Genomic DNA, 18,005 nt, shown 5'->3' with positions numbered 1-18,005 from the left:
CAATGATTTTTATCAGGTGGGGGTGGTAAGCCCCAGGAAAGCCGCCCCCAGCAGCAGCAGCCAGAGCAGCATCACCACCGGGCGGGAGCGGGCGAGCACGCCCTTGATGGCGGCATCGGTTTCGGGTGTGGCACCGCTGGCCATCATCTGGGCGAACGGGGCCATCAGCGGGCGCAGCAGCACCCGGATCAGCAGGCCAAGCGAAATGGCGCCGGCCAGGATCAACAGTTTGCCGGCGATGAACAGCGGCAAGGTCAGCAGGCCGGCCAGCCCCGCCAGCCCCATGCCGGCACAGATCAGCAGGGCGGACCAGCGGATCACCATGTCCGCCTGCTTGTAGAGGGCGACCTTGCCATGGGTGGCGTGGACACCCCAGGCCAGCGCCAGCCAGACTAGGCCGATGGCCCAGGTGGCAGCCACCGCCACCCCCGGCATTGCCCCCAGCCAGCCCTTGACGAAGGCCAGGGTCAGGCCGGTGGGCAGGGCCAGGATCAACGCCGTGCGCGGCGCCATGTCCACCGCCATCAGGATGCGCAGCGCCGTGGCGCGCTGTGGCGCGCTGCATTTGCTGTCGGTCAGAATGGTGGAGGAATAAAAGGCCCCCAGATCGCCGCCCAGCCAATAGACGAAGATCAACAGATGCAGCAGGGTGACGAGCGGCTCGATCGGCATCGGGTGTCCCTGATTTGATATAATGATCTACTCATAGAGCATTTAACGGATCAGGGAAACCCTTTACGCGGGGAGTAGATGCGCCCAGTCCGCTGCCGGCCCCTGCCCTTCGGTCAGCACCCGGTGCCGTTCGCCCAGCCCCTTGAAAAGGTTCTCCACCGCCATGGCCGCATGGGCCTGCAGGGCGGCGGGCCAATGGGGGCCGGCGCGCAGCAGGGACAGGGCGCGGGCCTGGATGCCTGCCAGGTCCAGGCTGGGCTGCGGCAGAATCGCCTGTGACCGTCGGCCATCGTACCAGGGGGTGAACAGCCGTTCCCGGCGGGCGATGCGGAAGGCCCGCAGCAGATGCGCCCCATCCCATTCTGGCGCCAGGGAAGGCGCCCCCCGCACCGGGTCCAGGGCCGGGGCCGGCATTCCCAGGGCGATGCTGTCCGCCGCCACGCCGCTGGCGGCCAGTTGTGCGGCCAGCACCGCCCCGAAGCCTTGCCCGGCCACACATGGGCGTTCCAGGCCCAGCCCCTGCAGGGCCGCGGCCAGTTCCGCCGCGATGTCATTCACCGCTGTCAGTGGCTGGGTGCGGCTGGAAAGCCCATGGCCGGGCAGGTCCAGTGCCAGCACCGGCCCGTCGATCAGCCGCAGGGCCGGCCGCATGTCCGGCGCATGGCCGCCGGCATCATGCAGCAGCACCAGCGGACGGCCGGTGCCACCGCGGCGCCCCAGCCAGCCGATGGGGCCGCCCGGCCCCGCCAGCTGTCCGCGCCCGATGCCAAAACTGTCGGAATTTTCCACCGGGGCCGGCGCGATGCTGCCGGGGTGGGCGGCCAGCCAGCCCATGGCGGCCTGTTGCAGCGCCGGGCTGTCGGGCAGAATCTCACTGTTCGCCCCCTGCAGGCCCGACCGGGTCAGATGGGGGCAGAGCGGGTCTTTCGCCGTCACCAGAATCAAATGCTCACAGCGCAGCCGGGGTAGCCAGCGGGCGGGATCAAAGACAAAGGCGGCGCGATAGGGCTTGCGATAGGCATCGCCCGCTTCCAGCATCTCCAGCGCATTTTCATGCAGATGCGGCGGCTGGGGCAGATCATAATCCATGCGGGCCGCTGGGCTGGGCAGGTGCCAGGGGAAGAAGATCAGCTGTTCTTCCATCCGGGCCCAGACCCAGGCCATGTGTGACCCGTCCCAACGCAGCAGCAAGGGCGGCAGGTAATCGGCCAGGTAATGGGCGCGTTCATCGGGGTTCCAACACGGCAGCCCATCGAACAGCACCCCCGTCACCTGTTCCGGATAGAGGGCAGCGAAGGCGCAGGCCGTGGTGGCGCCGGTATGGAAACCGTAAAGCGCGAACCGCTCCAGCCCCAGCGCATCGACAAAGCGTTTCAGGGCCAGCGCATAGGCATCCGTCTCCGGGCAATCATCCGCCAGGGCGGTGGACAGCCCATTGCCCGGCGTATCGGGCGCGATGACGCAGAAACCCCGCGCCGCCATCCCCTCCCCCAGGGCCGCCATGGTGCGGGAGGATTGCGGGGAACCATGCAGCGCCAGCACCACCGGCCCCTGTCCCCAGCGCCGGTAATGCACCGTGCGGCCATCAAGATGAATGAAGTGACGGGTGGCGGGGAGGCTTGGGGTCACGGGCCGGATGCTCCTGCTGGGCATGAAGATCATCAATCACGAGGCATTCCCCTGTAACCAGATACGGCTTGCCAAGGGGGGAAACCCATGAAATGGTATAAACACATATCAATAAGAGTGGAAGCGATTCCGCGACGGTGTCGCCCCCTCGCCGGTTCCGCGAAAGGAACATGATCATGGCTCACGCGATTTCTGCCTTGATCCGCGCCGCTGTCTTCGTGCGCGATCTTGATCGGTCCACCGCCTTTTATCAGGCGCTGGGGTTCGATGGTGTCTATTTTGAGGGCATGTTGGATGGCCCGTCTGCCGCCAGCGTGCTGTTCATACCCGGCAGCAGCAAGGTGCGCTGCCGGATCGTGAAGAAGCAGGGTGGCCCCAATTTCGGCATGGTCGGCCTGTTTGAGGTGACAGACCCCGTGCCCCCCGCCCTGCCCCCCTCCGACGGGCCGCCCCGGATTGGGGAAGTGGCTTTGGTCATCTATGCCAAGCCGGTGGCAGAGGCCATTGCCGCCGCCCGCGCGGCGGGGGCTGTTTGGGCACCCGATGCCATTTCCTTCAACATGCCGCATCGCCAGCAGATGGAAGTCTGTCTGCGCGATCCGGATGGGGTTTTGATCAATCTGGTGGAACGCGACCCCGCCGAACAGCACAACACGGAACCCGTAGTGCTGTGAGCGAAAGCACAGAGCAATAGCTAACCCACTGAAAAATATCGTAGAATACTTGTATCGTCAAAAAACAACAGCGCAGGCGAAAATAAGTCTTTCGCATGGTATAATGTTATATCAATATAACGCAAAACGCGGGGCTGGCATGAACCGGGCCGCATTGAAGGAAAACAGGAGGCTGGAGACCATGAACAATTCACGTCTGAAATACGCCCGTATGCCGTTGACCCTGAAGCTGGGCGCTTCGCTGGCCCTGCTGGCCGCCTCGCTGCCGGCCCTGGCGCAGGATAGCGGCCTGCAGCTTGAAGAAATTGTGGTGACGGCGACCCGCCGCACCGCCAGTCTGCAGGATGTGCCGGTAGCGGTTTCCGCCTTCACGGCGGCCGATCTTGAAAACCGCCAGATCACCTCCACGCTGGATCTGGTGCGTTCGGTGCCGAACCTGTTCGGTTCCAACAATACCGGCGTGCCCAGCGCCAATACCTATTATATCCGCGGCCTCGGCTCGACGGAGCAGATTGCCACCATCGACCCCGCCGTCTCCACCTATGTGGATGATGTGGTGGTGCCGCGTCAGAATGCCAATAATTACGGCTATTTCGATGTGGAACAGATGGAAGTGCTGCGTGGTCCGCAGGGCACGACCTTCGGCCGCAACTCCACCGGTGGCGCCATTTCGGTCAAGCTGAAGAAGCCGAGCGATGAGCTGGGCGGCTTCCTGCAGACCAGCTATGGCAACTATAATCAGGTGGTGGTGCGCGGGGACGTCAATGTCCCGGTCAGCGAAAAGGTACTGACCAAGTTCACCGGCTTCTATGCCGATGACAGTGGCTGGACCCGTAATACTGCCAACGGCGAAAAGCTGAATGACCTGACCAACTGGGGCGGCCGCGGCGCTGTCCGCCTGCTGCCCAATGATGATGTGACCATCGATCTGTCGGTGGAACATATGGATGGTGCCGGCCTGTACCTGCGTACCTTCGCCAATGAAACGGACGAAACGCGTGCGGCAGCGACCAAGCATGGCGGCACCAGCGATCTGGTCGCCGATGCCCTGAATAATCGTGGCCTGCGCACCGAATATAACACCACCGCCGCCACCGCCGATATTGAATGGCGTCTGGATGGCGTGTCGCTGGAAAGCATCACCGGCTATCGCACCATTGATCAGCAGTTCGTCGTCGATTTCTCCAATCCCGCTTCGCGTACCAGCAACCCGGTGCCGTTCTATCTGACGAATGATGGCGGCTATGACATGGTCAGCCAGGAATTCAAGGCGGTCGGCAACCTGTTTGATGACCGGCTGACCTATGTGGCGGGTCTTTATTACTTCTATGAAGATAACAAGACCCTGGCCGGGCAGGTGCTGGGCGGCACCGTTTCCTGCTCCAACGGTCTGTTCGGTGATGGCAACATGAGCTGTAATGGCCGCCCCGGCTATTCCAGCGTGCGTGACATCCGCAACACGACCAGCTCCTACGCTGCCTATGCACAGTTTGACTATAAGCTGACGGATGAGCTGACGGCGGTGGTCGGCGCCCGCTTCACCAACGAGGTGAAGAAACTGGACCTGAAGCCGACCGCCTATGGTGGCATCACCACAAAGGAAATTGTGGCTGCTGGCATTAAGACGCGACTGGAAACCAACAAGGTGACCCCGAAATTCGGTCTGAACTATAAGATCGATCAGGACATCATGCTGTTTGCCAGCGCCACCAACGGCTACAAGTCCGGCGGCTGGAACAGCCGTACGGCCTATCTGCCGCAGAGCTTCCAGGACATGAAGCCGGAAACCGCCTGGTCTTATGAGGCAGGCGTGAAGAGTGATCTGTTCGACCGCCGGGTCCGCTTCAATGTCACCGGTTTTGTTACCAATACCGATAACCTGCAGCTCTCCTACACCACCCCCGGCCCGCTGCCCGGTACCACGCTGTCCACCCAGAACAATGCCGGCGATATCCAGGTGAAGGGTCTGGAGTTCGAATTCACCGTGCGTCCGGCCGCTGGTCTGGATGTCTTCGCCACCCTGGGCCTGCAGGAAGGCAAGTATAAGTCGGTCAACCCGTCGGCCCAGTCCTTCACCAATGCGGCCGGCGTCTTTGTCAACGCCATCGATCCGTCGGACGAGCTGTCTCGCTTCCCCAAGCGGTCTTTGGCCATTGGTGCCACCTATACCGTGCCGGTGGAAACGCTGAACGGCTCCTTCATCTTCACGGGCGAGGCCAATTACACCGGCGGGTTCTGGACCACGGCGTCCAACACCACCCCGTCCAACCCGCGCACGCCGACAGCACTTGAAACCTTCGCCCGCTCCTACACGCTCTATAATGTCGGGGCCAGCTATCTGTCTGATGACGGGGACTGGCGGATGGGTTTTGAGTGCAAGAACTGCTCCAACAAGCTGTATCTAACCTCGGTGTTCAATGGTTATTATTATGGCGAACCGCGCCGTTACCGCGTGTCGCTGACCCGCAAGTTCTGATGCGGCTGCGGGACTGAACCCCCGCTGAAAAAAGCCCGGCCACGCGTTTACCCGCGCGTGGCCGGGCTTTTCCATTTTGATGGTCACCCTTGCCAAAGCGTCGCAATAACATCCCGTTGACCGCGCGCGAGGGAACCGCCAAAAGGGAGGGTATGAACAGGGGTGGATCAGCATTCAGCGGAATGGCGACACGTCGCTTTGCGGCGTGGCTGCTGCTGGCTGCCCTGGTGCTGCGCGGGTTGATCCCGGCCGGCTTCATGCCCAACCTGGAAACCGGTAACGGTCAGGGCTGGTTGGTCATCTGTACCGGTGCCGGGGAGCGCAGCATCAAGCTGGATGATGGCACCGGCGGCCAGCATGGCCCGGTGGACCAGCACCAGCAGGGGCTTTGCCCTTTCGCGGCCTTGGTGGGCTTAACGCCCATCCTGTTCCTGGCGGCCCTGCTGCTGCCTTTGCTGCCATGTCGGCTGATCCGGCCGCTGGCGGTTTACGTCCCCCTCTCCCGTCTTCTGGCCTGCGCCCCACCGGGCGCCAGGGCGCCGCCACTGGCCATCTGATTCCCCGTTTCAGATGTCCCACCGGCCGTTGGTGCCGGTGGCTACGGTTTGCCCTGACATAGAGGCAGCGGGGATGGCCCCGCCTGCCGGAGGACGTGAAATTGTCCCCTCTCTCCCTGCGCGCCCGGAGCCTGGCTTCCGTGGCGTTGTTCGCCCTTGCGCCCCCCGCCCTTGCCGAAACGATGGAGGTGGCGGATGCCACCGGCCAGATGGCGGAAGTGATCGTGGTCGGCCAGCGTGACGCGCCGATCAGCATCGAACCGCGTGGCCTGTCGGTCTCCCTGGGCGAAGAACAGTTTGCCGCCATCAATGCGGTCAATGTCGAAGATCTGATGAAATACGCGCCGAATTTCTTCGTGCGCAAACGCTATATCGGCGATGCCAATGGGGTGCCCGGCTTCCGCGGCACCCATTCCACCCAGTCGGCCCGCACGCTGGTGCTGGTGGATGGGTTTGTCATCTCCAATTTCCTGGGTAACAGCTTCGGTTTCCCGCCGAAATGGGGCGTGGTGGGGCCGGGGGAGGTCAAGCAGTTCGACATTGTCTATGGCCCCTATTCGTCCCGCTATCCCGGCAATTCCATGGGCGGCATCATCTCCATCGCCACTAAGCCGCCAGCCGACGGGGTGGAGAGTTTCGCCACGGCGCAATATTTCGTGCAGCCCTATAAGCAATATGGCACCGACAAGAAATTCCAGGGCTATACCGGGGAGGCCGGTTTCAGCTGGAAGCAGCAGGATGGCCCGTGGAGCGCCCGGCTCTCCTATCGCCGGCTGGAGAATGAGGGCCATCCCCAGCAATTCTATCAGCTGAACACTGTAACCGGCGGGGCCGCCGGAACGCCGGTCACCGGCGCTGTCACCGACCCGGACCTGATCACCAAAACCCCGGTTTCCGGGGCCTATGCCACCGATGATACGGCCCAGGATCAGGTGCGCGCCCGCATCGGCTATGATTTCAGCAATGGCTGGAACGCCACGGCCATGCTGGTGGCCTGGCTGTCGGATGGCGACGGCACCAATCCGCAAACCTATCTGCGCGATGCCAATGGCAACCCCGTCTTCACCACGGCCAATAATCGGGTGCAGGTGGCCGGCAAGACCTACACACTGCCCGCCATGAACCTGTCCTTGTCGGAGAAGCGGGAGTTTCTGGGCGGGCTGCGGCTGGCCGGCCCGCTGGCCGACTGGAACGTGACGCTGAACCTGTCACATTATCTGGTCGACAAGCAGCGCAGCCGCACCTCCACCGGCTATGATAATGGCATCAGGAACGGGGTCGGCACCGATACAAACCAGGGCGATACAGGCTGGTGGACGGGCGATTTGCTGCTGGAACGCCAGTGGGGTCGCCATGATCTGGCGGTCGGCATTAACAGCAACCTCTATTACACCGATCAGACCACCAACAATGTGCTGAACTGGCGCGCGGCCAGCGCGCCCAGCTTCGCCAGCCGCACCCAGGGCAAGACGCGCCAGCTTGGCCTCTTCATCGATGATGAATGGCAGGTGGCCGATGCGGTCTGGCTGACCGGCGGGGCCCGGCTGGACCAGTGGCGTGCCTTTGACGGTTCCATCGGCACACAGAGCAAGACCGGGCCGCGTTTCCAGGATTATGCCAGCCGCCAGAAAACCGCCGTGAACCCCACGCTGGGCATCCGCGCCGAACTGGCGGAAGATTGGATGGCCCAGCTCTCCCTGGCCACCGCCACCCGCTTCCCCACCGTGGGGGAGCTGTTCCAGGGCAAGTTTGACAGCAACAATAATTTCGACTTTGGCAGCTTCGATCCCAACCTGAAGGCAGAGACATCACGCGATGCCAACCTGATGCTGCATCACAAGATGGGGGATGTCCGCCTGACCGGCAGCCTGTTCTATCAGCGGGTGGAAGATGCCATCTTCAGCCAGCAGGGTTTCAACCAGTTCGGCGTCATCACCACCTCCTTCAAGAATATCGATCTGGTGCGCCAGTGGGGGATGGAAGGGATCATCGAGGCGGTGGATGTCGGCCTGGATGGGCTGGACCTGGATTTCAACGCCGCCTGGATCGATGCCCAGACCGTGCGCAACCGCTCCGTTCCCGCCTCCGAAGGGGTGCAGTTCCCGCGCATCCCGAAATGGCGGCTGAACGGCAATCTGCGCTATCGGCTGGCGGAGGATTGGAAAATCTCCACCGGCTGGCGCTATGCCTCGCGCCCCAATACCAATCTGGAAGGCACCCAGCGCGGTGACACCTATGGCTATACGTCGGAACTGATGATTTTCGACGCCAAGCTCTCCTGGCAGGTCACCGATCAGGCAGAGTTCAGCTTTGGCGTCGATAATATCGGCAATGACAAGGCCTGGGTCTTCCATCCCTATCCGCAGCGTACCTTCACCGTCGAACTGAAATGGAAGGGCTGATCCGATGAGCGTGGCGAGCCTGGAAAGGCCGGCCCGGCAGGGCTGGCTGGATTACCGCACCATCTGGCGCTGGCATTTCTATGCCGGGCTGTTTTGTGTGCCCTTCATCATCATCCTGTCGATCACCGGGATGCTCTACCTGTTCAAGCCGCAGGTGGAGGCCTGGATCGATCGGCCCTATGACAGGCTCGCCCTTGCCGGCCCCGCCGCTGATGCCGATGCCCAGGCCGTGGCGGCGGTGGCCGCCGTACCGGGGGGACGCCTGCAAAGCTATATCCTGCCGGAACCGGGCCAGGCGGTGCGGGTGCTGGTGCGGGACAAGGGTGGTGCGCTCTGGCGTGTCTATGTCCACCCGGAAAGCCTGGCCATCCTGCACAAGGTGGCGGAAGAAGACCGGCTGATGCAGCAGATCAAGCGCATCCATGGCGAACTGCTGATGGGGGATCGCGGCTCGCTGCTGGTGGAACTGGCGGCCTGCTGGGGCATCGTTATGCTGGTCAGCGGGCTTTACCTCTGGTGGCCACGCAACGGCCAGGGCTGGGCTGGCACTGCCTATCCGCGCCTGCGGGCCGGCGGGCGGGCCTTCTGGCGGGATATCCATGCCGTGGTCGGCTTCTGGATTTCGCTGCTGGCCCTGTTCCTGCTGCTGACCGGCCTGCCCTGGGCCACTGTCTGGGGGGCGGGGTTCAAGATGGCGCGGGAAGTGACCGGCACCACCGCCGGCCGGCAGGACTGGACCACCAGCCGGGCGGCGGAAAAGGCGGCCGACGCGGCAGAGGACGCTGCCGCCGCGTCGGCCCATGCCCATCACCATGACCCGGCCATGATGCTAGCGGGCGCCGTCGGCCTGACGGAGATCGCGGCCCGGGCGGCCGACCTGCATATTGCCGGCCCGGTGCTGATCAACCCGCCCAAGACCGTCAATGGCCCCTGGGCGGTGCGGGGGATGAGCCAGAACCGGCCGGAACGTGTTTCCGTAGACCTGGATGGCATGACCGGTGCGGTGCTTGAGCGCCAGGATTTTGCCGACCGGCATATCATCGACCGCGTCGTTGGCATCGGGGTGGCCGCCCATGAAGGTCAGTTGTTTGGCGCCTGGAACCAGGCGCTGGGTGTGCTGGCGGCGTTGGGTTTGGTGCTGCTGTCGGTCAGCGGGGCGGTGATGTGGTGGAAGCGCCGGCCCGATGGGGCCCTGGGTGCCCCGCCGGCCCTGCGCTTCCGGGGCAGTGCTGCCCTGATGACGGGCCTGTTGCTGGTCTTCGCCCTGTTGCTGCCGGTGCTGGGGGCATCGCTGATCATCATTGGTCTGTTGGACCTGCTGCTGCTCCGCCGTCTGGCCGGGGCGCGGCGCTGGCTGGGTTTGCGGCCAGTTTCGTAGGTGGATATGGCTGGGGTGTCGGCGACACCCCAGCCTATGGAGATATGCCTTTTGATGATATTTTTCCTTTATTGACGCATGGCGACATAGTTTTTTTGATAAAAATAATAGAATTTTTATCTTTTGAATTTATTTTACCAACATATGATACATACAGTATTCGGTATTTTATTGAAAATTTCGAGTTCTATTGCATTTTTTATTCTTGCGATCCTAGTATATATCGCATGTACAGATTTTTGATTCCCCCATCCGCCTGTATATAGACCCTTATCAGATGAAGATATTTTGCACCACCATATTCCTTTATGGAAAATGGTAGCGCCGCGATCATGGGGATGGGAAGCGTGACAACGACATCGGCCGCCGACGCCAGTGGCATTGCTTATATCGATAACCTGCTCTATGGCCGTAAATGGAACGGTACCAGCCTGAGCATCGCCTTCCCCACAACCGCCGCATCTGTCGGTTACGCGGTGGATGGCAGTTACTTCACCGCCCTCAGCTCGCCGGAACAGACGGCCTTCAAAGCCATCTTGGCCCGCTGGGCGGCTGTTTCCGGCCTTTCCTTTACGGAGGTGGCGGACCCGACCCAGGCCGATATCTCCATCTACTGGTATCGTAGCCCGGATAATGTCACTGCCCGCACGGTGGCATTTCCCGATGGTAGCTTGCAGGCCGGTGACATCCAGCTTGGCAGCGCCATCAATGGCGGCGACCTCAGCACCACAGGCAGCTATTCATTCTTCACCGCCCTGCATGAGGTGGGCCATGCGCTGGGTCTGAAACATCCCAGCGAGACCATCAACGGTTTCCCCGGCAGCACCGATGTTTCCGTCGAAACTTCGGTGATGAGCTATATCAGCTATATGGGCGGGCCGATCAGCGGCGGCTATTCCATCAATAATGGCAGCTATCCCAGCGCCCCGATGCTGGCGGACATCGCCACCATCCAATATCTTTACGGCGTCAATGCCAATGCCCTGACCGCTAATATTGGCGACACCACCTATACATTCGACCCGACGGCCAATGTGATTTTCCAGACCCGCTGGGATGGCGGCGGGTTCGATACGTTCAATTTCAGCAGCTATACGACCAACCTGTCGATTGATCTTCGCCCCGGCCACTGGTCGGATTTAGGCGGGCAATATGCTGTCCTGGATAGCAGCAATATCAATGTGAAGCCGCTGGGCAATATTGCTGTCTCCTATCTTCATGACAACAATAGCGCCTATCTGATTGAAGCCGCCTATGGCGGGTCCGGCAATGATCTGCTGATCGGCAATCAGGCTGATAATCTGCTGCGTGGCGTGGCGGGAAACGACACGCTGAAGGGCATGGGCGGCACCGACACGTTGGCCGGCGGCAGCGGCAATGACACGTTCGATCTGACGGATTCAACGTCCGGCGCGGTGCAGATCAGCGACTTCACCAATGATGACACGATCATCCTGCCGGTTTCCCCCGGCAGCATCAGCCAGGGCGATGGCAGCGCCTTGACGGCGGGCCAGGTGTCGATGGGCTTTACCGGCGTCTATAATGTGCTGTTTGTGGGGCTGGACAGCACCCCGGGCTATGATCTGCGGATCATGCTGGCCAACAGCACCGGCTATGACAATCTCAGCCTGTCCGGCGCTGTGTTCAGCCGGATCAACGATACCAGGGCGCCCGATCTGGTTGCCGTCTCCGCCCCGGCCGACAATGCGACGAAAGTGTCCCTGGCCGCCACCCCAACCCTGACCTTCCATGAACAGGTGCTGCCGGGTACCGGCAATTTCATCATTTATAATGTCACCGACGGCACGATCTTCAAAACCATCGCCGCCAATTCCCTGGATATCAGTGGCTGGAATACCCCCAGCATCCGTATCAACCCCAATTATGGCGGCAACACCCCCCTGCTGGGCGGCAAGGAATATGCCATATTGTGGGACGCGACGGCGGTCAAAGACCTGACGGGCAACAGCGCGCCCGCCAACAGCGATGTCACGCTTTATAATTTCACCAGCAATAGCCGCCCCACCGCCACAGCGCATACCAGCGATATCGGGGCGGCCAATGCTGGTGAAACCAGTTACAGCTTCACCGTCACCTATGCCGACAGCGACGGCAGCATCGATGCCAGCAGCATCGACAGCGGCAATGTCACGGTGACCGCCCCGGATAACAGCAGCCTGACAGTCACCGCTGCCACCTGGGATGCCGCCAGCCGCACCGCCACCTATACGGTGGCCGTTCCCGGCAGTAATGGCTGGAATGCCGCGACCAGCGGCAGTTACAGCATCGCGCTGGTGGCCGGCAGCGTGAAGGATGATACGGGCGACGGCGTGGCCGCGGTCAGCAATCTGGCCGGTTTCAGCGTTGATCTGGTGGCCCCTGCGGCCCCCCATTGGCAGTTGGCCAGCGATACCGGCCGCCTTAACAATGACCAGATTACCAGTAATGGCACGCTGAATGTCACCGGCTTGGAAAGCGGGGCCAGTTGGGCATATAGCGTTGATAATGGTCAGAACTGGCGCAGTGGCAGTGGCAGTAGTTTTACCCTGGATGAAGGCCGCTATGAGTTTGGCCACATCCTGGTGCGCCAGACCGATGCGGCCGGCAATATCAGTGTTCAGGGAACGTCCAGCGGTGCTGTCACGGTGGATATGACCGCCCCCGCGCTGGTCTCCATCCAGCGGGTGACGCCCAGCAGTGACTATACCAATGCCGACAGCCTGACCTTCCGCGTCACCTTCAACGAGGAGGTCTATGGGCTGGCCGGCAATATTGCCATCAATGGCACCAGCGCCACGCTCAGCAGTTCCACCCGCAATGGGCTGAGCTATGATTTCAGCTTCACCGGGGGCGACCTCGCCGCGCTGAATGGTGCCGTCTCGATCAGTTTTGTTGGCAGTGGCTTTGCCGATGCCGCTGGCAATGCGCTGGTGGCCACGCCGACCGGCGCGAATGAAAGCTATATCGTCGATAATACCGCCCCGCTTTTCGTTTCCGGCACGGCGGCGGGCGGGGCGGTGACCCTGACATTCGGGGAAAACGTGCAGCGCGGCAATGCCGGCAGCTTCACCTTCTATAATATGACGGATGGGCAGGTGGTGGAAACCATCGCCTATGATGCCGCGGCCATCACCGGCTGGGGCAGTACCGCATTGGTGCTGACCCCCACCGACGCGCTGCCCGCCGGCAAGCAGATTTCCGTCCGTTGGACGGGGGCGGCGGCGATTGACCGGGCCGGCAATGCGCTGGCCGGCAACAGTGGTGACACGCTTTTCAACTTCAATTCCAACCAACGGCCCACGCTGGGACAGGTGACAGCGGCTGATCTGGGGCAGGCTGCCGCCGGGAATGGCAGCCACAGCTTCGCCGTCCGCTTTACCGACAGCGACGGCAGTATCGATGCCAGCAGCATCGGCACGGGCAATGTGACGGTCACCGGCCCCGGCGGGGTGCTGACGGTGACCGGCGCCATCTGGGATGCCACCACCGGCACCGCCACCTACAGCATCGCCGCCCCCGGCGGCATCTGGGATGATGCGGATAATGGCAGCTACAGCATCGCGTTGCTGGCGGGCCAGGTGAAGGATAATCAGGGGGCCGCCGTGGCGGCCAACAGTCATGTCGGCAGCTTCAGCGTGGCGATGGATACCACGCCCCCCCTCGCCCCTACGCTGACGCTGAGCAGTGACAGCGGCCAGAGCAACAGTGACGGCATCAGCAACCTGGGCGGGGTGACGGTTGCCGGCTTGGAAAATGGCGCCACCTGGGAATATAGCCTTAACGGCGGCACCGACTGGGCCACCGGCAGCGGCACCAGCTTCACCCTGGGCGCGGGCAGCTACAGCGCCGGCATGGTGCAGGTACGCCAGATCGATTTGGTAGGGTTGACCGGCCCCGCCGCCGCCCTGGCGGCCGTCACCATTGACCAGCAGGCCCCCACCCTGTCCAGCGGGGCCCCCGGTAACGGGACCACCGGTGTCGCCCTGAACGCCGCGCCCGTTCTGACCTTTGCCGAGCCGGTGTATCAGGGCACTGGCGGCAGTTTCACGCTTTACAATGTCACTGACGGGACAGTGCTGGAAACCCTTGCCGTCACCGATACCGCCATCACCGGCTGGGGCAGCAGCAGCCTGACCTTCCGGCCCGGCGCCGACCTGCCGGTGGGCAAGCAGATTGCCATCCGCTGGCAGGCGGGCACGCTTAACGATCTGGCCGGTAACGCGGTGGCGGCCAATGTGGATAACACCGCCTATCACTTCACCACCATCACCCCGCCCACGACCAATGGGCTTGTCGCCGCCGATCTGGATCAGGTGGCGGCCGGGGCGGGCAGCTACAGTTTCAGCATCCGCTTCAGCGACAGTGACGGCAGCATCAATGCCAGCAGCATCGATATCAACGATGTCACGGTCACTGGTCCCGGCGGCGCCTTGGTGGTGACCGGCGCCCTGTGGGACGCCACCACCGGCACCGCCACCTATACCATTACCGCCCCCGGCGGCACCTGGGATGAAGCGGATAATGGCACCTATACCATCGCCCTGGCGGCGGGACAGGTGACGGATGAAACGGGGCTGGCCGTGGCCGCCAATGCCAGCCTTGGCGGTTTCAGTGTCACCATTGACAGCACCCCGCCGGCGGCCCCCACGCTGACCTTGGCAGCCGATACCGGCATTTCTGCCAGCGACCGCATTACTAGGGACGGCACAATAACGGTGGGCGGGCTGGAAGACGCTGGCGGCTGGGAATATAGCCTGGATGGCGGCAACCAGTGGACCAGCGGCATAGGTACCAGCCTCACGCTGGCGGCCGGCACCTATGCCGATAATCTGGTGCAGGTGCGCCAGAAGGATGCGGCGGGGCTGACCGGTCCTGTGACCGGTCTGGCGGCCATAACCGTGGATGGCACCGCCCCCAGCATCACCGGGATCAGCCGCAGCGGCCCGGCACGGGAAGTGACCAATGCCGATACGCTGATCTTCCGTGTCAGTTTCAGTGAGGCGGTGCAGCATCTCGATGCCAGTGACCTGACGGTGCAGGGCAGTGCGGCCCTTGTTCAGTCGATTGACTATACCGGCGTCGGCAACAGCTATGACGTGACGGTCAGCGGGGGCGATCTGGCGGGGCTGAACGGGATTGTCAGGCTGGCCTTGGCCAATGGTCACGACGTGACGGACAGTGCCGGCAACCGGCTGACGGACAACCCGACCGGTACTGTTGAAACCTATCGGCTGGACAATCAGGCCCCCAGCCTGTCCACCGCGATGGTGAATGGAAACAGCCTGTCGCTGCTTTTCAGTGAGCCGATCGTGAACCCGTCTGCTGCCGGCTTCAGGCTTACCGTCAATGGCATCAACCGCGCCATCACCGCCAGCAGCGGAGAGGGCGACCGGCTGGTGCTGACCCTGGCCCTGCCTGTCTTCAACGGGGATGTGGTCAGCCTTTCCTATGATGGGGCGGCCGGGCAATTGGCCGATGCGGTGGGCAATGCCGCCACCGCAACAACGCTGAGTGTCAGCAACCAGACGGCCCTGCCGCCCGTGCGGGAACAGGATGGCGTTTCCATCATCGTCACCCCCGGCCTGGATGGCGAAGGGCGGCTGACGGAGAGCCTGCGGATTGATCCCATCGCCCCCCGGCCGGATGGATCGCCCTTTGCCACCCTGTCGCTGGCGGGCGGGGCGGGCAATGTGCCGTTGACGGCCGCCGTGCCGGTGGGCGTCGGGCTGACCGTCAGCGGCACGGTCGATCCGTTGGCCCCCGATGCCACTGGCCGTTCCATCACCGGTCAACTGGATGGCCTGAACAGTGACGCCAATATCGGTGGCATGTTCAGCCAGGCCGCTGCAGGTGCCCCCATCACGTTGCGCAGCATCACCCTGTCCGGCAGCAGCAGCGGCGGCCAGCCGATCAGCATCACCGGATCGGCCGGCGGCAGCAACGGCCAGTCTGCCGTGCTGCTGGATACGCGCACCCTGCCGGGGGCCATGCTGATGCTGGATAATCTGCATTATGTCGTGCTGGTGGGTGATGCCACGGTGGGCGGCGGGGCGGGTGCCACCTTCGCCGTTGGTGATGCGGGCCGCCAGTCCATGATACTGGGCGCTGATAATGACACGCTGCGCGGCGGCGGCGGGGATGACACGATCGGCAGTGCCGGAGGTGACGATCTGCTTTATGGCGATGCCGGCAATGACAGTGTCTTTGGCGGCATCGGCAATGACAGCCTGTCCGGCGGTACGGGCCATGATACGCTGGATGGGGGTGAGGGTATCGATGTCGTGCGGGTGGATGCCCGCTTTGCTGAGGTGACCATCACCCGCTTGGCCGATGGCAGCCTGTCCCTTACCCATGCCAGCCAGGGCAGCGATATTATCCGCAATGTGGAGATTCTGCGCTTCGATGACCGGGTGATGCTGGTCAATATGCCGGACCGACCGATGGAAAGCCTGCGCGGCCTTTCCTTCGATACAGATTTTTATCTTTCACATTATCCGGATGTGGACTTCGTCATTGCCAGCGGTGCCGTGGTCAGCGCCGAACAGCATTATGCCCTTTATGGTGCCGCAGAGGGCCGGCGGCCCAACGCCCTGTTCAATGAATTATGGTACCGGGCGCAGAATCCGGATGTCGATGCCGCCATCAAGGCCGGGCTGATCAGCACCAGCTTTGCCCATTACCAGACCTATGGCTGGCAGGAGGGGCGCAACCCGTCCGGTGTGCTGGACATGGCGGCGGTCAATCCCGACCGGCTGGGTTTCGACGCCGCCTTCTATCGGGCGCAGAACCCCGATGTGGCAGCGGCCGTTGATGCCGGCCGGCTGAGCAGCGCGTTGGAACATTATCTACGCTATGGCCAGCAGGAAGGACGTGATCCCAACGCCCTGTTCGATGAAAGCTGGTATCTGTCGACCTATGCCGACGCACGCCAGGCGGTGGCGGATGGCACCTATAAGACCGGCTATCAGCATTATCTGGCAGCGGGCTGGAAACAGGGGCATGACCCGTCGCATTGGCTGGATACCAGCCGCTATCTGGCCGACAATCCCGATGTGGCGGCGGCCGATATCGATCCGCTGTCGCATTATCTGAACTGGGGCCTGCGCGAAGGGCGCAGCATCATGGCCGCCGATGATGGGGTATGGCTGGTTTGATGCCGCAAGGCCACCCGGCGGCGGCAGATGATGCCATGCCCCGGCCTCTGAACGGTGCCGGGGGGTGATGGCTGCCGACTATCCTGGCACCTTGCCATATTGTCAGGGAGACAAAGATGCAGGATAGCCGGGTTCTCAGCTTCATCGATCTGCGCCGTTTCGCCGGGGAGGCGCTGGCCACCCTTGCACCCGGCGGTTATCTGCAAGCCCGTGTGGCGCTGGATCTCGCCCCCGGTCCTGTCTCCGTTGCTGCCCTGTCACTGGCAGCGGGTGCCGGGGTGGTGGCCGCACAGGCGGGGGATGAGTTCATCATCCTGCTGCAGGGCGATCTGACGATCAGCGCCGCAAATGCCAGCATCGTGTTGGCGGCCGATGCCAGCGCCGTCATCCCGCGCGGGCGGGATTTCCACTATTCTTCCACCGCTGGGGCGCAGGCGATCATCATGCGCTGTGCCGAGCCGGGTGGAGCGGGAGCCGACCAGCCCCTGGCCATCGACCATGATGCGGCGCTGGAACCATCCGGCGCGCCGCTGGCTGAACTGTTGATCTCCCCCACCCCATCCTGCCGTAACCATACCAGCTATAAATCCGCCAGCGGCACCTTCATGTGCGGCGTCTGGGACAGCACGCCCTATCACCGCCGGTCGATGTTCTATCGCCATTATGAGTTGATGCACCTGCTGGCCGGCAGCGTTACCTTCGTGGATGGGGCCGGGCGGGAAGGTACTTTTCATCAGGGCGCTGTCTTCCTGGTGGAGCAGGGGGCCGACTGTTCTTGGGAAAGCCGGGAACATGTGGCCAAGGTCTATGCGATCTATCGCCCGGCCTGATCTTTCACCCTGCCCCGACGATACCTGTTGGCGTTCATCGCCAACAGGTACGGCGGCGACTGCCGCCGCGCCGCCCATGCGGCGTAGCCAAGCCCACGGAGGTGGGCGCCGGCGACTGAGGCCCGCTGATCGCCTGCGATCAGCGGGAACAGGCATATAAGGGGTTGAGCGCCCCCGGGTTGATGGATTAGCATGGTATAAAGATATACCATCTATCTGCCCAACAGGGGGCG

9 protein-coding genes are annotated in these 18,005 nt (G+C 62.8%); 7 read left to right on the top strand and 2 right to left on the bottom strand.

Annotated features, from left to right (window positions below; genetic code table 11):
* Positions 1–12: 12 nt before the first annotated feature.
* Positions 13–672 (bottom strand): hypothetical protein, encoded by a 660-nt coding sequence (locus tag CHB97_RS21100; RefSeq protein ID WP_089289991.1) that lies wholly within the window; start codon positions 670–672, stop codon positions 13–15.
* A 63-nt stretch (positions 673–735) separates the two neighbouring features.
* A complete protein-coding gene (locus CHB97_RS21095; protein ID WP_160106113.1) occupies positions 736–2,301 on the bottom strand; it encodes an alpha/beta hydrolase in 1,566 nt (521 codons plus the stop codon).
* A gap of 176 nt (positions 2,302–2,477) precedes the next feature.
* Between CHB97_RS21095 and CHB97_RS21090 the strand changes: the two genes are divergently transcribed.
* The 7 genes from CHB97_RS21090 to CHB97_RS21060 all read left to right on the top strand — a co-directional run bounded on the left by CHB97_RS21090 (position 2,478) and on the right by CHB97_RS21060 (position 17,772).
* Positions 2,478–2,975 (top strand): VOC family protein, encoded by a 498-nt coding sequence (locus tag CHB97_RS21090; protein WP_143271090.1) that lies wholly within the window; start codon positions 2,478–2,480, stop codon positions 2,973–2,975.
* Positions 2,976–3,156: 181 nt separating this feature from the next.
* Entirely contained in the window at positions 3,157–5,451 is a 2,295-nt protein-coding gene (locus CHB97_RS21085) for a TonB-dependent receptor (protein WP_160106111.1), read from the top strand.
* A 182-nt stretch (positions 5,452–5,633) separates the two neighbouring features.
* Positions 5,634–6,008 carry a DUF2946 family protein gene (locus CHB97_RS21080; protein ID WP_160106109.1) on the top strand — a complete coding sequence of 125 codons (375 nt, stop codon included), beginning with the start codon at positions 5,634–5,636 and terminating at the stop codon, positions 6,006–6,008.
* A 140-nt stretch (positions 6,009–6,148) separates the two neighbouring features.
* Complete coding sequence (locus CHB97_RS21075) at positions 6,149–8,410, top strand: TonB-dependent receptor (protein WP_200820053.1); 2,262 nt, start codon at positions 6,149–6,151, stop codon at positions 8,408–8,410.
* A 4-nt stretch (positions 8,411–8,414) separates the two neighbouring features.
* On the top strand, positions 8,415–9,788 hold the full coding sequence (locus CHB97_RS21070) for a PepSY domain-containing protein (RefSeq protein ID WP_089289985.1): 1,374 nt from the start codon (positions 8,415–8,417) through the stop codon (positions 9,786–9,788).
* Positions 9,789–10,135: 347 nt separating this feature from the next.
* Positions 10,136–16,942, top strand: coding sequence for an Ig-like domain-containing protein (locus CHB97_RS26995; protein ID WP_160106107.1), 6,807 nt, complete (start codon positions 10,136–10,138; stop codon positions 16,940–16,942).
* 116 nt (positions 16,943–17,058) lie between these two features.
* Positions 17,059–17,772: a cupin domain-containing protein gene (locus CHB97_RS21060; RefSeq protein ID WP_089289983.1), complete on the top strand. Its 714-nt coding sequence runs from the start codon at positions 17,059–17,061 to the stop codon at positions 17,770–17,772.
* Positions 17,773–18,005 lie beyond the last annotated feature (233 nt).

The organism is Azospirillum sp. RU38E (assembly GCF_900188385.1).
In the GTDB taxonomy this organism is placed as follows: domain Bacteria; phylum Pseudomonadota; class Alphaproteobacteria; order Azospirillales; family Azospirillaceae; genus Niveispirillum.
Note: the sequence above shows the minus strand (reverse complement) of the source record. Positions and strands in the feature narration are given on the sequence as shown.

What these genes read in the sequence shown, in the direction of transcription:
- CHB97_RS21085 (WP_160106111.1), top strand. Translation starts at nt 3,157, where the DNA reads ATGAACAATTCACGTCTGAAATACGCCCGTATGCCGTTGACCCTGAAG.
- CHB97_RS21060 (WP_089289983.1), top strand. Translation starts at nt 17,059, where the DNA reads ATGCAGGATAGCCGGGTTCTCAGCTTCATCGATCTGCGCCGTTTCGCC.
- CHB97_RS21070 (WP_089289985.1), top strand. Translation starts at nt 8,415, where the DNA reads ATGAGCGTGGCGAGCCTGGAAAGGCCGGCCCGGCAGGGCTGGCTGGAT.
- CHB97_RS21100 (WP_089289991.1), bottom strand. Translation starts at nt 672, where the DNA reads ATGCCGATCGAGCCGCTCGTCACCCTGCTGCATCTGTTGATCTTCGTC.
- CHB97_RS21080 (WP_160106109.1), top strand. Translation starts at nt 5,634, where the DNA reads ATGGCGACACGTCGCTTTGCGGCGTGGCTGCTGCTGGCTGCCCTGGTG.
- CHB97_RS21090 (WP_143271090.1), top strand. Translation starts at nt 2,478, where the DNA reads ATGGCTCACGCGATTTCTGCCTTGATCCGCGCCGCTGTCTTCGTGCGC.